Raw genomic sequence first — 14,942 nt, forward strand, 5'->3', positions numbered from 1 at the left:
CTTGGGAATAGGAGATTGGATGAAACGATTCGTAGCTGTGCCCGGCTTGCTGGCGCTCATGATCTTTCTGTTCACCACAGCCTTGACGCGGCCGGTGCTAGCCGAGACGCCCCTCAATCCAACCATTCGCGCAGCTTCCCATACGGAAGAACCGGCCAAGCCCCTCGTAGCACAAGTCGTCGGCCTGATTTGGTTGAATCCATTGCAGCGTATGGACTACCCAACAGAGTGGCAGCTGTTGTGGGCGCAAGGACTTGTTACCCCGAACAAGAACGACGACATGGTGAGAACAAAGCCTGAAAAATTCTCTTCACTTCGGTCAATTGGCGCACTGGTCTACGGCAACCGAGGGGCAGAGACGTTCAGGGGCTTCTATCGCAAGTACATGACCAAGTTTCCGCTACTGCTTTTCAAGCGATATGGGACAAACTCAAAGTACTTCTACACAGTGAGTCCTGACGATCGAAAAGACTGGCGTGAACTGGCGGGTATTCGTGTCGAGCTTGCCATTCCCGATCGGCTGGACGCAGCTGAATCTCAAAGTTACTTGCAAGACTCGATTCGAAAAACGTTTTTCATCGGCAACCCACATTTTCCGAAGGTATGGAGCCGCAGTACGCCCCCTGACGTGCAGATCACGCAAGGCGGTGCAAACGCCGGCTTCACGTCGTTGAACAACGCGCTGGACTACCTGCAAGCGAACCCCGACAAGAGCGTGTGGGTGATGAATTGGGACGCACCGAATTTCCCGCCCACCGACGCCCAGATCAACGAAAACCTCGTCGTGCTGTTCCTCGCCGGTCCAACCTTCAACACCGAGCGCGAACCGCTCGCGTGGATCGGCAAGGCAGCGACCGGCAACACCGCCGAGTTTTCGCAGAAGGCCGGCACGACACGAACGGTGCAAGCGTGGAAGGCAACCATCGATCAGGCAGCACGCAACGCCGGGATTGCCGTTCCGGATATCAAGTACATCGTTCACGATGCCGGTGCCGGTAGCGACGCCGCATCGGCGCGACTTGTCGGCCTATCGCAGACACTCACCGAAATCCTGCCGGAGTACGACCACAAGAATCAGGCGTTCAACACCGCGGCCTTGCTCGGCGACATGGGAACCGGCAGCGCCTTGACCGACGTTGCGCTGGCGATCGGCCGGATCAATCACTACGGCGGCAACGCGCTCGTCGCAGGCACGACCGACCCGAGACACCCCGCGGCCGTCGTGGTCATGCCGCCGGCCAATCTCACGCCGATCGATCCGAACGAGGACTGGTTCCGTGCGCGTGGCGGGAACAACGCTTACCTGCCGTGGTGGGGGCGTCGTCACGACACCAACTACGGGATGCAGGGCTATTCATGGTGATGCAAGCCGACACACCGCGCGTTGAGCACGAACTCGACCGCCACACCGAAGCACACAGGAAAGGGGTTATATGCGAGGCATCATTCGAACAGGCGACCTGCACACTCACGGCGGCCGGGTCGAATCCGGGGCGGCGACGAGCAAGGTGATGGGACGCGCGGTCGCCCGCGTCGGCGATGCATGTTCGTGCCCGCTTCACGGCGCCTGCGTGATTGCTGAAGGAGACATGGCATTCGATGTCGAAGGCCGCCCCGCCGCATTCCACAATCACAAGACGTCCTGCGGAGCGGCATTGATTTCTACCCTGCAAACTTCCGGGCGCATCTGAATGGCACAGATTCGACGCATGACAGCCGAACAGTTTCAGTTGTTGAGGCTGCACGATACCCGGATCAAGCCGGTGAACCGGTGGGCCTTGTTTGAAATCTTCGTCAGGGGCCGGTCGCAGCGCAAGCTCGCCGCCGAACTCGGCATCACCAATTCCGCCATGTCGCAGCTGGTACGGAGAGCGTGGCAGCGATATCTGGCATTGCCGGGCAACGACACGCGCCTGACCACCCTGACGATCACGATCCCTGCCAGGTACGAAAGCGCCTTGCATGCATGGGTGCGCGACACTCACCGACGGGCCACGCCAATCGATCCGCTGTGACCACCCGATCGAGCCGCGGGAAACGCCGCGCCCCCTTCCCCGTTTCGCAAACGTCGCGGGGCATCGTTTCCCCCGCAACCCAGAGACGGGGCCATCTCGCGCGGCGCCATTGATCAAGAAACAAATTCCCCCAATCGCCACAAAAACAAAACCACATTCCACGTTAGCCCCAAACACCAACCCATTTTGGATCCTTTTTCCCTTCTGTCCCCCGTATCATTTCTCCCATTCTGAAAGAACAGAGCAAGAGACGGACATGAGCGAACCCACCACGCTGCACTACCTCGACTACGCAGCCACGACGCCCGCCGATCCCCGCGTGATCGAAGCGATGACGGCCTGCCTCGGCTTCGACGGCATCTTCGGCAATCCCGCATCGAGCTCGCACGCCGCCGGCCGGCTGGCGAAAGACAAGGTCGAGCAGGCCCGCGCGCAAGTCGCCGCGTTGATCGGCGCGGATGCCGACGAGATCGTCTGGACGTCGGGCGCCACCGAATCGAACAACCTCGCGCTGAAGGGTTACGCGGAAAACGCGACCGACAAGCGCCACCTGATCACGAGCCGCATCGAGCACAAGGCGATCCTCGACACGATGGCGAACCTGTCGAAGCACGGCATGTCGGTCACGTTCGTGGCGCCCACGCGCGACGGCGAGATCACCGCCGACGCAGTCGCCGCCGCCATCGGCCCCGATACGGGCCTCGTGTCGCTGATGCTGGTGAACAACGAGCTCGGCACGCTGACCGATATCGCCGCCATCTCCCGCATCGTGCACGCCGCCGGCGCGCTGCTCCACGTCGACGCCGCACAGGCGCTCGGCAAGACGCCGATCGACGTGCGCACGCTCGGCATCGACATGCTGTCGATGTCCGCGCACAAGGTGTACGGCCCGAAGGGTATCGGCGCGCTGTTCGTGCGCCGCGACATCGCCAACCGGATCGCCCCGCAAATCCACGGCGGCGGCCACGAGCGCGGCCTGCGCTCAGGGACGCTCGCGACGCATCAGATCGTCGGCATGGGCGTTGCATGTGAACTGGCCGCGGAAAAGCTCGACGGCGAAGCCGCGCGGATTGCGGCGCTCGGCGCGCGCCTGACGAACGCGCTGGCCGCGCTCGGCGACGTCACGCAAAACGCGGCCACCGCACGCCGCATCCCGCACACGCTGAGCCTGACGGTGAATGCGCCCGGCTTCTTCCCGTTCATGCTCGACGAAGCGCTCGCCGTGTCGTCGACCTCCGCGTGCAACTCGGCCAGCGGCGCACCGTCGCACGTGCTGACCGCGATCGGCCTCGACGCGGAGACGGCGGGCCGCACCGTGCGCGTGAGCTTCGGCCGCTTTACGACGGAGCAGGACGTCGATTTCGCGATCGCCTGTTTCCGCCGCGCGATCGAGCAGTGTCGTGCGACGGCCGCGAACGGGTTTTCCGCTTCGCGGCAGATCACGCCGGCCGACCTGAAGGCGATCCGCAACGCCGGCTTCCGCTCGGTGATCTGCAACCGTCCCGACGGCGAAGGCGTCGACCAGCCGGCATTCGACGAGATCGCCGCGGCGGCTCGCGAACTGGGCCTCGACGCGCGCTACCTGCCGGTCGAGCGCGACCGCATCGGCGAGGCGGACATCGACGCATTCGGCGCGCTGGTCGATACGCTGCCGAAACCGGTGCTCGCATACTGCGGAAGCGGCAACCGGGCCGGCATGCTGTGGAATCGTTTGTGCGCCCGGCGTACGGCCCCGGTCTCGGCCTGACCCCTCACACCGCCGCGTGACGCGAACATGCGGCGCGCTCGGGCGTCTCGGGCAAGCCCGGGCGCCAGTGAATTCCGGCACAATGCCCGTCGTGTCCGTCACCCGAAACCCGCATGCCCTGCCCGTCAAATTCTCGCGCGCGGAAGCGCGCTGGCGCCGACGCCCTTTCCCCCGACAGCCCCTGCAACCGGCAGCATGCCGGCCGGGCCGCCGCGCTGCTGCTTGCCGTGAGCCTCGCCGCGTGCGACGCGACGCCCGTCCCTGACCGGCTCTCGGACTTCGATGCGACCTACGCGATGCAGGAGCGGTTCGGCCTCGGCGACGTGTTGGTATTTCTCGGGTCCTGCATCGGCGCCAAAAACCCGACTTATCCGGGCCAGGCCGCCTGCACCGCTGTCATCTACTCGAACGGCCACGGGTCGGAAACGCAGGCCGATTTCCACTGGAACGGGAAGAAATGGGTGGCCGAGCCCACCGCGTCGCAGGATCTCCTGCCTCACCCCGATCCCAAGCTCGCAGAGTGGGTGAAGTAAGCGCGCGCGACGCGCCGCTACTTCGGATACTCCAGTTGCAATGCGACCCAGCCCGATGTCGCGTCACCGTAGCGTGCCGCGATGTCTCCGAGCACACCCGGAAGCACCGATTCGCCACGCCGTCCGGCCGGCATCGCCACGCGCGCGTGCCCGGCAGTCGCCGGCTGCGCCAGCAACCGCAGCCCGTGCCTCGACTCGATCACGCGCGCGCCTGCCGTCGCGACGACGTCGCTGCGCCAGGTCCGCGCCCACGCATCGGCCGTCAGCGCAACCGGAAGCTCGTCGAACCCGTCTTCGACCGGAAGATCGAACGTCTCGTGCCGCCAGAACGCGAGGCGGTTCGTCAATGCGACCGCCACTGCCGGCGCGGTCAACACGAACCGGCTGCCGTCATGAACGTCGCTCCATGCCTGCGCACCGACGCGCCGCGCAGTCTCGCGCGCCGCGGCCGGCCCCGCCAGCGCACTCACCAATGCCAGCGAAGCGGGAATCGACGCCGACACGCCGGTCGTCGTCATGACGTCGCCGTCCATCACATAGCGGCGATCGTCGACCCACGTCGTCCCGGTAAAGCGGCGACGCAGGCGGTCGCGCGAATACCAGTGCGACGTCGCCGTGCGATGCTGGAGCAGGCCCGCGTTCGCGAGGACTTCCGCGCCATCGCAGATCGCCACCATCGTCGCGCCGCCGACGGCCTGCTTGCGCAACCACGCCAGCACCGCCGGCCGGTCGGCACCGTGCAGCGCGGGGACGATCACGACATCCGCCCCGGCTGGAACGGTCGCGTCGAACCGGTCGAACGTGGTGTCGGCCAGCATGCGCAACGCGGGCATCAGTTCGACCTCGCCTTCGTCGGCCGATACGGCGACGACATCGGCCGCACCGGACGTCTTCAGAATCGCGTACGGAACGATGAAATCGGTCGTCTCCGTTCCTGCATTGTCCGCGACGATCGCCACGAGCGGTCGCACGCGGCCCGCCTTCGGCGCGCCGACCGTGAGCGCTCGCGCGACCGGCGGTGCGTCCTCCGCCCACACCGGTGCCGGCCACCCCGCCGCACACGCGCCCAGCACCGCGCACACGAGCAGCACTGCCCCGCCTGTCTTCCCTGACCGCATCGTCCACCCGTATCCGTCGATTGCACGTCCGGAAAATTACAAGGATCATGCTCGCGGTCACAAGGACAACTCCACCGCACTTTCCGCCATGTCCCAGTCAACCTGTTCGGCACGCGACATCGTTGTCGTCGGCTTCGAAGGCGTCCAGTCGCTCGACATCACGGGCCCGATGGAAGTGTTCGCGGTCGCGAACCGTCATCTTCCCGACCATGCGCTGCCGTACCGGCTCACGCTCGCGTCGCAACACGGCGACGACATCGTCACGCACGCGGGCCTGCGCCTCGCCGGTACGGCCCCGCTGGCGGCACTGCCGGGGCAGATCGACACGATCGTCGTCGCCGGCGGCAATGAAGCGGCACTGCGACACGCCGCGTCGGAAGCCGGCGTGCTGCCGTGGCTGCGCACGCGAATCGCGGACACGCGGCGCATCGCGAGCATCTGCACGGGTGCGTTCGTGCTCGCCGCGGGCGGATGGCTGGACGGCAAGCGCGCGACCACGCACTGGAACCAGTGTGCGACGCTGCAGGCGCTGTGCCCCGACGCGCGAATCGAACCAGACGCGATCTACGTGAGCGATCCGCCGTTTCATACGTCGGCCGGTGTGACGGCCGGCATCGATCTGTGTCTTGCACTCGTCGAGGCAGACTGCGGCCCGCCGACCGCGCTCGCGGTCGCGCGCGAACTCGTGCTGTTCGTGCACCGTCCCGGCGGGCAGGCGCAGTTCAGCGTCGGGCTCGATATCCAGGCCAACGCGACGCCGCGCATGCGGACGCTGCTCACCGGGATCGCCGACGATCCGACCGGCGATCTCGGCGTCGCCGCGCTGGCCGCACGGATGCACATGAGCGAACGCTCGTTTGCGCGCAACTTCCTCAAGGAAACCGGACAATCGCCCGCGCAGTTCGTCCTTGCGGCACGCGTCGAGCGCGCGAAGGCGCTGCTGGAGCGGGCCGACTGGCCGCTCGAGCGGATCGCCGAGCGGTCGGGATTCGGCAGCGTCGACGCGTTGCAGCGCGCATTCGCGAAGCAGGTCGGCGTCTCGCCGCGCGACTATCGCGCTCGCTTCGGCGTGAGGCGCGACCGGCAGCGGATCGCGTAGGCCGGCGCACCGCGCAATACGCGTTCCAGGATACGTTGAACCTGAACCCCGTCGCGTACCTGCGGGCCGTGCGCCTGAATCACGTACGCCGCGAGCTTCGGCTCGGCGATTCCGAGACGTCCGCGGCCACCAAATGGGGCTTCCGGCACCTGAGCAGTTTCGCGCGGGACTATCGCGCGATGTCCGGCGAGTTGCCGTCGGCCATCGCGAAGCGCTACGCGCGCCACGCAACCTGAACGCCTGCCACCTTCCGGCGGCCGGTGCGAACGATCCCGCACCGGCCGCCGCCCTGCCCGCTACGTCACTCGTCCTGCTGATCCTGCTGCGCCTGCACCTGCCGCTGCTGGATGAACTGCCGCACATCGCTCATCGTCACGCGGCCGGTGTGCTTCGCATCGATCTCGTCGAAGTGCTTCGACACGAAGCCCAGGCCGCTGCTCTGCGCCTGCGCCTTCGTCACGGCTGCGCCGTTGCTCAGCACCGTATTGGCGCCGAGCCGCGCATCGACACGCTGCTGCGCCTGCTGCTGCAACGTCGCGCCGGTCGACGGCAGCACCGGCGCCGCCCGCGTGGCAGGAAAGAACGGACCGTCGACACCGTGCCCGCCGTGCGGCAGCTTCACCGGCGCCACCGACTGCGGCGGCAACGCGTGGGCACTGCTCATCACGGCACCGAGGACGATCAACGGGGACATACGCCGCATCAAATTGATTAGGGACATGATCACTCGCATTCAATGGATGAATAGAGGGTTCCTTTGACAAGGAGTCCGTCGCTCAAGGGGCCGCCGCCAGCGTCGTCGCGGCCGCCGCGCCCGGGACGCTGCCGGTCGGCACGCCCGGCGGGTTTTCATCCGGCCACGGCGGCGGCAGCGTGTGCAGCGTCAGTGCCGTCGGAATCCGCGCGCCCTTGTAGAACGTCTTCAGGTCCCGCTTCATCTGCGGACGGGCGACGTCGTCCAGGTAGATCATGTGGCCGCCCTGGAAGAAGTTCACCTGCAGCTTCGGATTCAGGCCCTTCACCGTCTGCAGCCGCGCGAGCTGCTTCTCGGTGTTGAAGAACGGCGTCGCGAGATCGTGGAAACCGTTCTCCGCGAGCACGCGAAGCTTCGGGTTGAGCTGCAGCGCACCGAGCAGATCGGGGATCGTGTCGGGCATCGGCTGGCCGTCGTGCGAGAAGTCCCAGACGCCGATGATGTTGTCGTTCAGCGGCAGGTACGTCGCGTTCGGGGCGGTATAGCCGAGGTAATCCGGCATCTGCGTCGCAAGCGCGTTCGTAAACGGCTGCGAAATCAGGATGTCGGACGGGTCGCCGTCGTTCTGCAGCCGCGGATCGGAGTTCGGCAACGACACGCGTCCGTCATACCGGCCGATCGTCGTCCCGGGCAGCAGGCTCGTGCCGAACGGATTCGCGTTGAAGTAGCCACGCAGCGCCTGTTGCGTGAGGCTCGACGGGATCGACCACAGCTTGAGCGTCGCGTCGCTCGGGAACACCGGCGTGCCGAGCGCATCCGGAATGCCGAGCTGGCTCAACACCCACGACTGCGAATACTTCTGCAGCTGGTTGTAGATCAGCGTCGTGAACAGTTCCGTCTGCAGTGCGTACAGATCCTGGTTCACCGGTGCCGGTGAAACCTGGTTGAAGTACGCCGCGACCGCCGCATAACCGGGCAGGTAACCGGCCACGGTATCGGTTTCGAGCAGCAGCCCCTCGGTCGACTGCGTGATCGCCACGGCTTCCACCGCATCCGCGAAGTAGTTCAGGATCGCCGACTGCAGCACGATGCCCGTCAGGTGCACGCCGGCCGATTCGAGCGCCAGCGCGAGCATGTCGGTACGCGGCGTGCCGTACGATTCGCCGTACAGGTAGATCGGCGACGTGCCGCGGCTGTTGACGTTCAGGTAGCGCTGGATGAAGTCGCGCATGATGTTCACGTCCGCGTCGGAACTCCAGTATTTCTGGTTGGTGTTCGGCAACACGGCTTCCGACAGCCCGGTGCCGGGCGGGTCGATGAACACGAGGTCGGTGGTGTCGATCAGGCTGTCGGCGTTGTCGACGAGCGGATAGTTCGGCCAGTTGCTGCCGAACCCCGGATCGGGCGTGGCCACGCGGGTCGGCGCGAACGAGCCGAGACGCAGCCAGATCGACGACGAGCCGGGGCCGCCGTTATAGACGAACGTGACGGGGCGCGGCTTGCCGTTCGTGCTCGGCGCGGTGTACGCGACGTACGACATCGACGCCTCCGCATTGCCGTTCGCGTCCTGCGCGGTCAGGTGGCCGGTGGTCGTTGTGTAGTTGACGGTCGTGCCGCCGTTTTTCCACTGGTAATGCATGACGGCCGCTTTCTCGGACACCTGGGCGGGCGCGAGGCCGTCGCCCGCGTTCAACGAATAGGCGACCTGGTCGACGTAAGGCTGGTTGGCCGCCGGTGTCTGGCTGCTGGCCGCTTGCGCGCTGGCCTGCTGACTGGCCGTTGTTTGCGCGAGGCTCGACGCGCCGACGGACGACGAATCGTCGCCGCCGCACGCCGCGAGCGCGAGTGTCATCGCGGTCAATGCGCCTAGCCCGGCCATCCGGCCGCGACGGGCACGGCGGCTGCCGGTACTGCTCCTGTCTGGTTTCATCTCGTTCCTTGTGGCTGGTTCGGATACCGCTTCACAAAGGCCGCCCTCACTGGCGAGACGCGCAGCAACACCCGCCACTCGCGCAAAGGCGGTTGGGATCGGACTGCTTCAAGAGACTGAACGTGATACAGACACAGCAAACTGCTGGCGAGAATCGTGCTTGAACCGCCCCCTGCAGTTTGGACTTCTTTTCTGATTACCGAAATTTACGACATCGACAAAATAGGCGGTGCTGCGCCGCGTTGTCAAAGATCATTCCGATATTAAAAATCCCGCAATGATGCGAAGGGCCGCCAGTGTCTGGCATTTGAAAGAAAATGGGATTATTCGTGCAAGGTGCGTCTTGTCGGCAATGCCGCGCCGGATATTTTACTTTTTCGCGAACAACGACGAAGCCTTTACTGCATTGATGCAGCACGCCCAATACCTTCAGATCGACAGGATTTTTCTTTCATTTTTATTATCTCCAATCGATTAATGCATTGCGGCGAAATGCAGGCTTGATTCGAAGATTCGATTCACTTCAATCATTCTTCAATCCGCGGTTTAGCCTCCCCGTCATCCATAAAATACCGATTTCGCGGAATTGCCTCGGTTCCAGTGGAATTATTTACCCGATATCCGGCCGGGTTTGTCGATGCGCGAGCGGCGTGCGATTCATCCGCCGCCGCCCGCGCGACGACGTGCGCACGTGCCGCACGTCGTCCATCGCGAAGCCGGTTCAAACCGCGCTCAATGCCCGCCGCCCGGCAGCGCGATATCGATCAGCACCGGGTCGTGATCCGACGAACGATACGCATCCGGCGCGTAGAACGTCTTCTGCTGCTCCGCCGATTTGTAGGCGAGCGTGTACTGCAGCGCGAGCGGCTCGTCCGCGTTGATGTGCCATTCGTGCACGGCCTTCACGTGCGACGCGAGCGGCAGTGTCGCGAGCGCGTGATCGAGATAACCGGCTTCGCCGTTGTACACGTAGCTGTACGCATCCGCGCCGATCCAGCGCGCGACGAGGTTGCGGTAGCCGCGCGATTCGAGCGTGCGGATCGGGTCTTCGTACGTGTAGCTGTTGAAATCACCGATCAGCAGCACGCCCTGGCCCGCGACGCCCGTCGGGTTGCCGGCGAGCCAGTCGGCCACCTTCGCCGCCGCGCGCGTGCGCGTCGGGTTCCAGCAACCCTGGCCGTCACCCTGGTCGAGATCGTCGTTCGTGGCGTCCGGGCAGTTCTTCGACTTCAGGTGGTTGACCGCGACCGTCAGCGACTGCTTGTTGCCGCCGACCAGCCGGAACGACTGCGCGAGCGGCTGGCGGTTCTTGTCGTCGATCGCGAGCGTGGCTGCGCGGCCGACCGGCTCGACCTTGCGGCTGTCGTAGATCAGCGCGACCGCGATCGCATCGCCGCCGAGGCGCGACACGCCCGGATCGACCACGCGCCAGTGGTTGCCGAGCTTCGCCGCGAGCTGGCGTACCGCGCTCAGTTCGCCGTAGCCGTTGTTCTGGATTTCCATCAGGCCGATCACGTCGGCGTCGATCGCCTTCAGCGCGCTGACGATCTTCGCTTCCTGGCGCTGGAATTCCTGGAAGTTCTTCGCGCCGCGGTTGTTCGGATCGTCGAAGCCGCCGCCGAGACCGTTGCCGTTGAAGTAGTTGAGGACGTTGAACGACGCGACGCGCAGGTTCGATTTCGGATCGCGCGCGGGTGCATTGGTGCGCGGGTTCGTGCGCGCGTCGAATGCCGGCACGGCCGCGCCGGGCAGCGGCTGCACGCGCCATGCGCCGTAACGCACTTCGAGCACGCCTTCGACATCGCGCACCGTGTAGCCCGCACGCAGCGTGTTCGCGGCCGACAGGCCCGGCGCCGGATACGGCACGGTCGCGGGGTTCTGCTTGTTCGAGCCGTCGTCGAGGACGAGACGGTTGCGTGCGTTCGCATCGATCTGCGTCTGTGCCTGCGCGGGCGGCACGACACTCGTCGGCGTGCGCAGGCGACCGTTGCTGAGCATCACGCTGCCGTAACGGCCGAGTTCGTAGTTGTCGGTGACGTTCAGCGTCTGCGGCAGGCGCACCAGCATCCCTTCATACGCGGCGAACGCGTTCGGGCTGTCGACCGGCAGCGTGAGCGTCGCGGGCGTGACGGCCTGGCCGTTCGCGCACACCGCGATCGCGCCCGACTGCGTGAGCTGCGTCTGCCCGTACTTCTCCTCGACCTTGCCCGTCACGTGCACGAGGTCGCCGGCCTTCGCGCGCACTTTCGGCGCATAGACGAACAGGCCCTCGGACACGCCCGGCTGGTTGCGGCGCTGCGCGTCGGCCTGCTGGACGAAGAAGCCGCCGAAGCCGTCCGTGCCGCCGAAATCGGCGGTGACGACGGCTTCGATCGACACGTTCTGGCCGGCGAGCGGCGACGGCGCGCCCGGCCCCTGGATGTCGGCGATCGGCGTCGTGCTGCCGCCGCAGTTCGGGCTGACGGGCGCGGCGGTGGCGGCGAAAACCGGCGCGGCGAGCGTCGGGAGCAGCAATAGCGGGGTGAAGAGGCGGATTGTCGAGCGCATGACGGGGAATCCCGGTTGTGAGGGTGGCGAAAGCTTAGCGGCGCTCAATGACAGTTTTTGGTAATCGAAAGACAGGCCGATGTAATTATCGTCATCACGCTGCGATCGCCACCGTTCGCATGTTCTGGCCTGAAAATGCGGGGAAATCGTCCGGCAATAAATTCGTCGTGCTCGCGACGATTCCCCCGCGTGCCTTCGCGCATGGTCCGCCGCGCTATACCGTCCCCGGCAACGCGCTCGACACGAGCACGGCCGCCACCATCAGCACGCCGCCGAGCACGACCGCCTCGATCCGCAGCACCGCACCGAATTGCCGCAGCGGGCCGGCCGGCATCGCGGCGGCCGGATCCTTCAGCGCGGCCAACAGCTTCGGCATCTCGAAGAAGCGGTTGTGCCCGCCGAGCGCTGCGGCGATCAACACCAGCGCGAGCTTCAGCAGCAGGATCTGCCCGTACGTCGACGCGAGCAGGTTGGCGGGCGTGTCGACGCCGCGCCAGCCGTTGTACGCGCCGGTTGCGAACAGCACGATCAGCGCATATGTCGATGCATCGGACAGCGACTGCACGAACGATGCGCCCGTCGTGCGTTCGCTCGCGGGCAGGCCGATGAGCCGCGGCATCACGCCGAACGCCGTCACGAGCACGAGCCCGACCCACGCGCTGATCGCCAGAAGATGCAGCCAGTCGACCCATACCGGCACGCTGAACAGCCCCGCGTCGACCGGATGTCCGCCGTTGCTGCGCGCAAGCGCGACGCAGGCGAGCGCGGCCCAGATCGCGAACGGAAAGCGCGAATCGTGCGCTCGCCTGACGAACGACAGCAGCACGACGACGAGCATGAATACGGCGCCGGCCAGCCACGCGTGGCCGAAACCCGTGCCCGCGAGCATCGCGCGGACGGCCGGCCCGGCGTCGAGCATCGACACGTCGCTCATCAGCGCGCAGTGCGCCCAGAACGCGGTGAGGCTGGCAAGCAGCGACACGACGGACGCGATGCGCAGCGTCGCGACGAGCCGCCGCCCGATGCCGTGCTGCCACGCCGACGCGCCGCGCGCGAGCCAGTGGCTGCCGAGCAGCGCGCCGACGACGACGGCGAACCCGGCATTCTGGATCGCCACCGACACGAGCCGCAGGAGACCGACGAAGCCGTCGTTCACCCTTTCACCTTGAACGTATAGGCGCCCTTGGTGCGATGCGCATCGGCCGTCATCGCGACCCACTGCACCGTGTACGCGCCCGGCGCGAGCTTCGGCATCACAATGGTCATCACGCGCGGGTTCGACGCATCGACCTTCGCCTTTTCCTGCGTGACGGCGTTGCCGTTCGCGTCCGACACCTTCACCGAACTGAACGTCGGTTCGAGGTCTTCGTTGAATGCAAGCCGCAACGTGTCGGGCGCCGTGTCGACCGTGCTGCCCGTCGCCGGTGCGGCGCTTTCCAGCTTGCCGTGCGCCGATGCGGCGACCGGCGCGGCCGCGACGATCGTGCCGGCCGCGGCGACGGCGGCCAGCCGCCTGAGAGTCGTGATCTTCATGTTCATGCCTCGCGTCACGGCTTCTTCAGCTCGACGACGGTCAGCGCGCCGCCCACGTCCTCGGCGACGAAGTCGATCTTGTCGCCCACCTTCACCTGCGACAGCATCGCCGGGTCCTTCACCTTGAACACCATCGTCATCGCGTCCATCCCGAGGTTCTCGAGCGGGCCGTGCTTGATCGTCAGCTTGGCCGCAGCCGTGTCGACCTTGCGGATTTCGCCGTGCGACATGCTCCGCTTTGCCGCGGCTTCCTGCTTCGCACCACCGCTCATGTCCATGCCGGCCATGTCGCCCGCCGCGTACGACGCGGCGGAAAACGCCAGCGCCCAACCCGTTGCCATCAAAACCAGTCCCTGCTTCATCGTGTCGACTCCCGTGTGAGTGAATGGAAACCGGCGGCCGCATCGGTACGGCCGCCGCATGCTGCTGCTCAACCGTCCGACAGTTCGCCGGTGTACTCGTACGCGACGGTGCCCTTCGGATGCCTGAACCAGCCCGGATCGCGATAGTCGTTGCGGCCGAGGCCCTGCCGCACCTTGCAGACCGTGAACATGCCGCCCATCTCCAGCGGCCCGAACGGGCCCGTGCCCGTCATCATCGGCAGCGTGTTGTCGGGCAGCGGCATCTCCATGCCGCCCATCGCGCCGCCCGTGCTGCCCATCGCCATGTAGTCGGGCACGAGCTTGCCGATGCGCTGCGCGAGATCCTTCTGCGGCACGCCGATCAAATTCGGCACCTGGTGGCCCATCGCATTCATCGTGTGATGCGACTTGTGGCAGTGGAATGCCCAGTCGCCCGGGCGATCGGCGGTGAACTCGATCGCGCGCATCTGGCCCACCGCGACATCGGCCGTCACTTCCGGCCAGCGCGCCGCCGGCGGAATCCAGCCGCCGTCGGTGCCCGCGACTTCGAAGCTGTAGCCGTGCAGGTGGATCGGATGGTTCGTCATCGTCAGGTTGCCGAAACGAATCCGCACGCGGTCGCCCGCACGCACGGGCAGCGGATCGATGCCCGGGAACACGCGCGAATTGAACGTCCACATGTTGAAGTCCGTCATCTCGTTCACGCGCGGCGTGTAGCTGCCCGGATCGATGTCGTACGCGGCGAGCAGGAACACGAAGTCGCGATCGACCGGCATCGTGCCGCGATCCTTCGGGTGCACGATGAACATGCCCATCATCCCCATCGCCATCTGCACCATCTCGTCGGCGTGCGGGTGATACATGAACGTGCCGTGCGCCTCGAGCTGGAACTCGTAGACGAAGGTCTTGCCGGGCGGGATATGCGGCTGCGTGAGGCCGCCGACGCCGTCCATCCCGTTCGGCAGCCGCAGCCCGTGCCAGTGGATCGTCGTGTGCTCGGGCAGCCGGTTGGTCACGAAGATGCGCACCTTGTCGCCTTCGACGGCCTCGATCGTCGGCCCGGGCGACTGGCCGTTGTAGCCCCACAGGTTCGCGTTCATGCCGGGCGCCATCTCGCGCACGACGGGCTCGGCCGTCAGGTGGAACTCCTTCCAGCCGTTCTTCATCCGCCACGGCAGCGTCCAGCCGTTCAGCGTCGCGACGGGCGTGTACGGCCGGCCGTTCGGCGGCACGAGCGGCGGCTGCGTGCCGGTTTTCGCCATCGTGGGCGCTTCCGGCAACGACGCGGCGCCGGCCTTGCTGACCATCGCCGCGCCGAGCAGCGCGGCGCCCGAGTGGCTGAGAAATTGTCGACGGGACACCAT

Annotated in this window: 14 protein-coding genes and 1 pseudogene; 7 read left to right on the forward strand and 8 right to left on the reverse strand. The window is 66.0% G+C overall.

Going from position 1 to position 14,942, the window contains the following annotated elements:
- The first annotated feature begins 19 nt into the window (after positions 1 to 19).
- The 5 genes from E9536_RS30025 (at position 20) to E9536_RS30045 (ending at position 4,295) form a co-directional block, all read left to right on the forward strand.
- Complete coding sequence (locus tag E9536_RS30025) at positions 20 to 1,363, forward strand: hypothetical protein (RefSeq protein ID WP_060085773.1); 1,344 nt, start codon at positions 20 to 22, stop codon at positions 1,361 to 1,363.
- A gap of 70 nt (positions 1,364 to 1,433) precedes the next feature.
- Positions 1,434 to 1,691, forward strand: a complete 258-nt coding sequence (locus tag E9536_RS30030) for a PAAR domain-containing protein (protein ID WP_081072723.1) — start codon at positions 1,434 to 1,436, stop codon at positions 1,689 to 1,691.
- An 18-nt stretch (positions 1,692 to 1,709) separates the two neighbouring features.
- The gene (locus E9536_RS30035; RefSeq protein WP_060171586.1) at positions 1,710 to 2,015 is read left to right on the forward strand and encodes a TrfB-related DNA-binding protein; all 306 of its coding nucleotides are present in this window, start codon (positions 1,710 to 1,712) and stop codon (positions 2,013 to 2,015) included.
- A gap of 256 nt (positions 2,016 to 2,271) precedes the next feature.
- Positions 2,272 to 3,762 (forward strand): aminotransferase class V-fold PLP-dependent enzyme, encoded by a 1,491-nt coding sequence (locus E9536_RS30040; RefSeq protein WP_124816825.1) that lies wholly within the window; start codon positions 2,272 to 2,274, stop codon positions 3,760 to 3,762.
- 113 nt (positions 3,763 to 3,875) lie between these two features.
- On the forward strand, positions 3,876 to 4,295 hold the full coding sequence (locus E9536_RS30045; protein ID WP_119336274.1) for a hypothetical protein: 420 nt from the start codon (positions 3,876 to 3,878) through the stop codon (positions 4,293 to 4,295).
- A gap of 17 nt (positions 4,296 to 4,312) precedes the next feature.
- Here E9536_RS30045 and E9536_RS30050 read toward each other — a convergent pair whose 3' ends face one another.
- The gene (locus E9536_RS30050) at positions 4,313 to 5,413 is read right to left on the reverse strand and encodes a DJ-1/PfpI family protein (protein ID WP_091920422.1); all 1,101 of its coding nucleotides are present in this window, start codon (positions 5,411 to 5,413) and stop codon (positions 4,313 to 4,315) included.
- 88 nt (positions 5,414 to 5,501) lie between these two features.
- Here E9536_RS30050 and E9536_RS30055 point away from each other — a divergent pair, with 88 nt between their 5' ends.
- The gene (locus E9536_RS30055) at positions 5,502 to 6,512 is read left to right on the forward strand and encodes a helix-turn-helix domain-containing protein (protein ID WP_136471781.1); all 1,011 of its coding nucleotides are present in this window, start codon (positions 5,502 to 5,504) and stop codon (positions 6,510 to 6,512) included.
- Positions 6,509 to 6,748, forward strand: a pseudogene (locus E9536_RS30060) (helix-turn-helix domain-containing protein); the annotation flags it as partial. The gene E9536_RS30055 and the pseudogene E9536_RS30060, both read left to right, overlap by 4 nt.
- A 65-nt stretch (positions 6,749 to 6,813) precedes the next feature.
- Here the strand turns inward: E9536_RS30060 and E9536_RS30065 are convergent.
- The 7 genes from E9536_RS30065 to E9536_RS30105 form a co-directional block, all read right to left on the reverse strand.
- On the reverse strand, positions 6,814 to 7,206 hold the full coding sequence (locus E9536_RS30065) for a 2-oxoglutarate dehydrogenase (protein WP_230945215.1): 393 nt from the start codon (positions 7,204 to 7,206) through the stop codon (positions 6,814 to 6,816).
- Positions 7,207 to 7,288: 82 nt separating this feature from the next.
- Positions 7,289 to 9,136, reverse strand: a complete 1,848-nt coding sequence (locus E9536_RS30070) for a peptidase S10 (protein WP_136471783.1) — start codon at positions 9,134 to 9,136, stop codon at positions 7,289 to 7,291.
- Between the two features lie 732 nt (positions 9,137 to 9,868).
- Positions 9,869 to 11,683, reverse strand: a complete 1,815-nt coding sequence (locus E9536_RS30085) for an ExeM/NucH family extracellular endonuclease (RefSeq protein WP_136471785.1) — start codon at positions 11,681 to 11,683, stop codon at positions 9,869 to 9,871.
- 214 nt (positions 11,684 to 11,897) lie between these two features.
- Positions 11,898 to 12,839 (reverse strand): CopD family protein, encoded by a 942-nt coding sequence (locus E9536_RS30090; protein WP_136471787.1) that lies wholly within the window; start codon positions 12,837 to 12,839, stop codon positions 11,898 to 11,900.
- Positions 12,836 to 13,216: a copper homeostasis periplasmic binding protein CopC gene (copC, locus tag E9536_RS30095; RefSeq protein ID WP_136471789.1), complete on the reverse strand. Its 381-nt coding sequence runs from the start codon at positions 13,214 to 13,216 to the stop codon at positions 12,836 to 12,838. The genes E9536_RS30090 and copC overlap by 4 nt, the downstream gene beginning before the upstream one ends.
- Positions 13,217 to 13,230: 14 nt before the next feature.
- Complete coding sequence (locus E9536_RS30100) at positions 13,231 to 13,578, reverse strand: copper-binding protein (protein WP_027789825.1); 348 nt, start codon at positions 13,576 to 13,578, stop codon at positions 13,231 to 13,233.
- A gap of 68 nt (positions 13,579 to 13,646) precedes the next feature.
- A complete protein-coding gene (locus tag E9536_RS30105; RefSeq protein ID WP_136471791.1) occupies positions 13,647 to 14,942 on the reverse strand; it encodes a copper oxidase in 1,296 nt (431 codons plus the stop codon).

The sequence above is a fragment of the Burkholderia sp. LS-044 genome (assembly GCF_004803625.1).
Taxonomy (GTDB): domain Bacteria; phylum Pseudomonadota; class Gammaproteobacteria; order Burkholderiales; family Burkholderiaceae; genus Burkholderia; species Burkholderia cepacia.

Coding starts and splice junctions, on each gene's coding strand:
- E9536_RS30025 (WP_060085773.1), top strand. CDS start 20: ATGAAACGATTCGTAGCTGTGCCCGGCTTGCTGGCGCTCATGATCTTT.
- E9536_RS30050 (WP_091920422.1), bottom strand. CDS start 5,413: ATGCGGTCAGGGAAGACAGGCGGGGCAGTGCTGCTCGTGTGCGCGGTG.
- E9536_RS30055 (WP_136471781.1), top strand. CDS start 5,502: ATGTCCCAGTCAACCTGTTCGGCACGCGACATCGTTGTCGTCGGCTTC.
- E9536_RS30105 (WP_136471791.1), bottom strand. CDS start 14,942: ATGGTGTCCCGTCGACAATTTCTCAGCCACTCGGGCGCCGCGCTGCTC.
- copC (WP_136471789.1), bottom strand. CDS start 13,216: ATGAAGATCACGACTCTCAGGCGGCTGGCCGCCGTCGCCGCGGCCGGC.
- E9536_RS30035 (WP_060171586.1), top strand. CDS start 1,710: ATGACAGCCGAACAGTTTCAGTTGTTGAGGCTGCACGATACCCGGATC.
- E9536_RS30040 (WP_124816825.1), top strand. CDS start 2,272: ATGAGCGAACCCACCACGCTGCACTACCTCGACTACGCAGCCACGACG.
- E9536_RS30030 (WP_081072723.1), top strand. CDS start 1,434: ATGCGAGGCATCATTCGAACAGGCGACCTGCACACTCACGGCGGCCGG.
- E9536_RS30070 (WP_136471783.1), bottom strand. CDS start 9,136: ATGAAACCAGACAGGAGCAGTACCGGCAGCCGCCGTGCCCGTCGCGGC.
- E9536_RS30065 (WP_230945215.1), bottom strand. CDS start 7,206: ATGTCCCCGTTGATCGTCCTCGGTGCCGTGATGAGCAGTGCCCACGCG.
- E9536_RS30085 (WP_136471785.1), bottom strand. CDS start 11,683: ATGCGCTCGACAATCCGCCTCTTCACCCCGCTATTGCTGCTCCCGACG.
- E9536_RS30100 (WP_027789825.1), bottom strand. CDS start 13,578: ATGAAGCAGGGACTGGTTTTGATGGCAACGGGTTGGGCGCTGGCGTTT.
- E9536_RS30045 (WP_119336274.1), top strand. CDS start 3,876: ATGCCCTGCCCGTCAAATTCTCGCGCGCGGAAGCGCGCTGGCGCCGAC.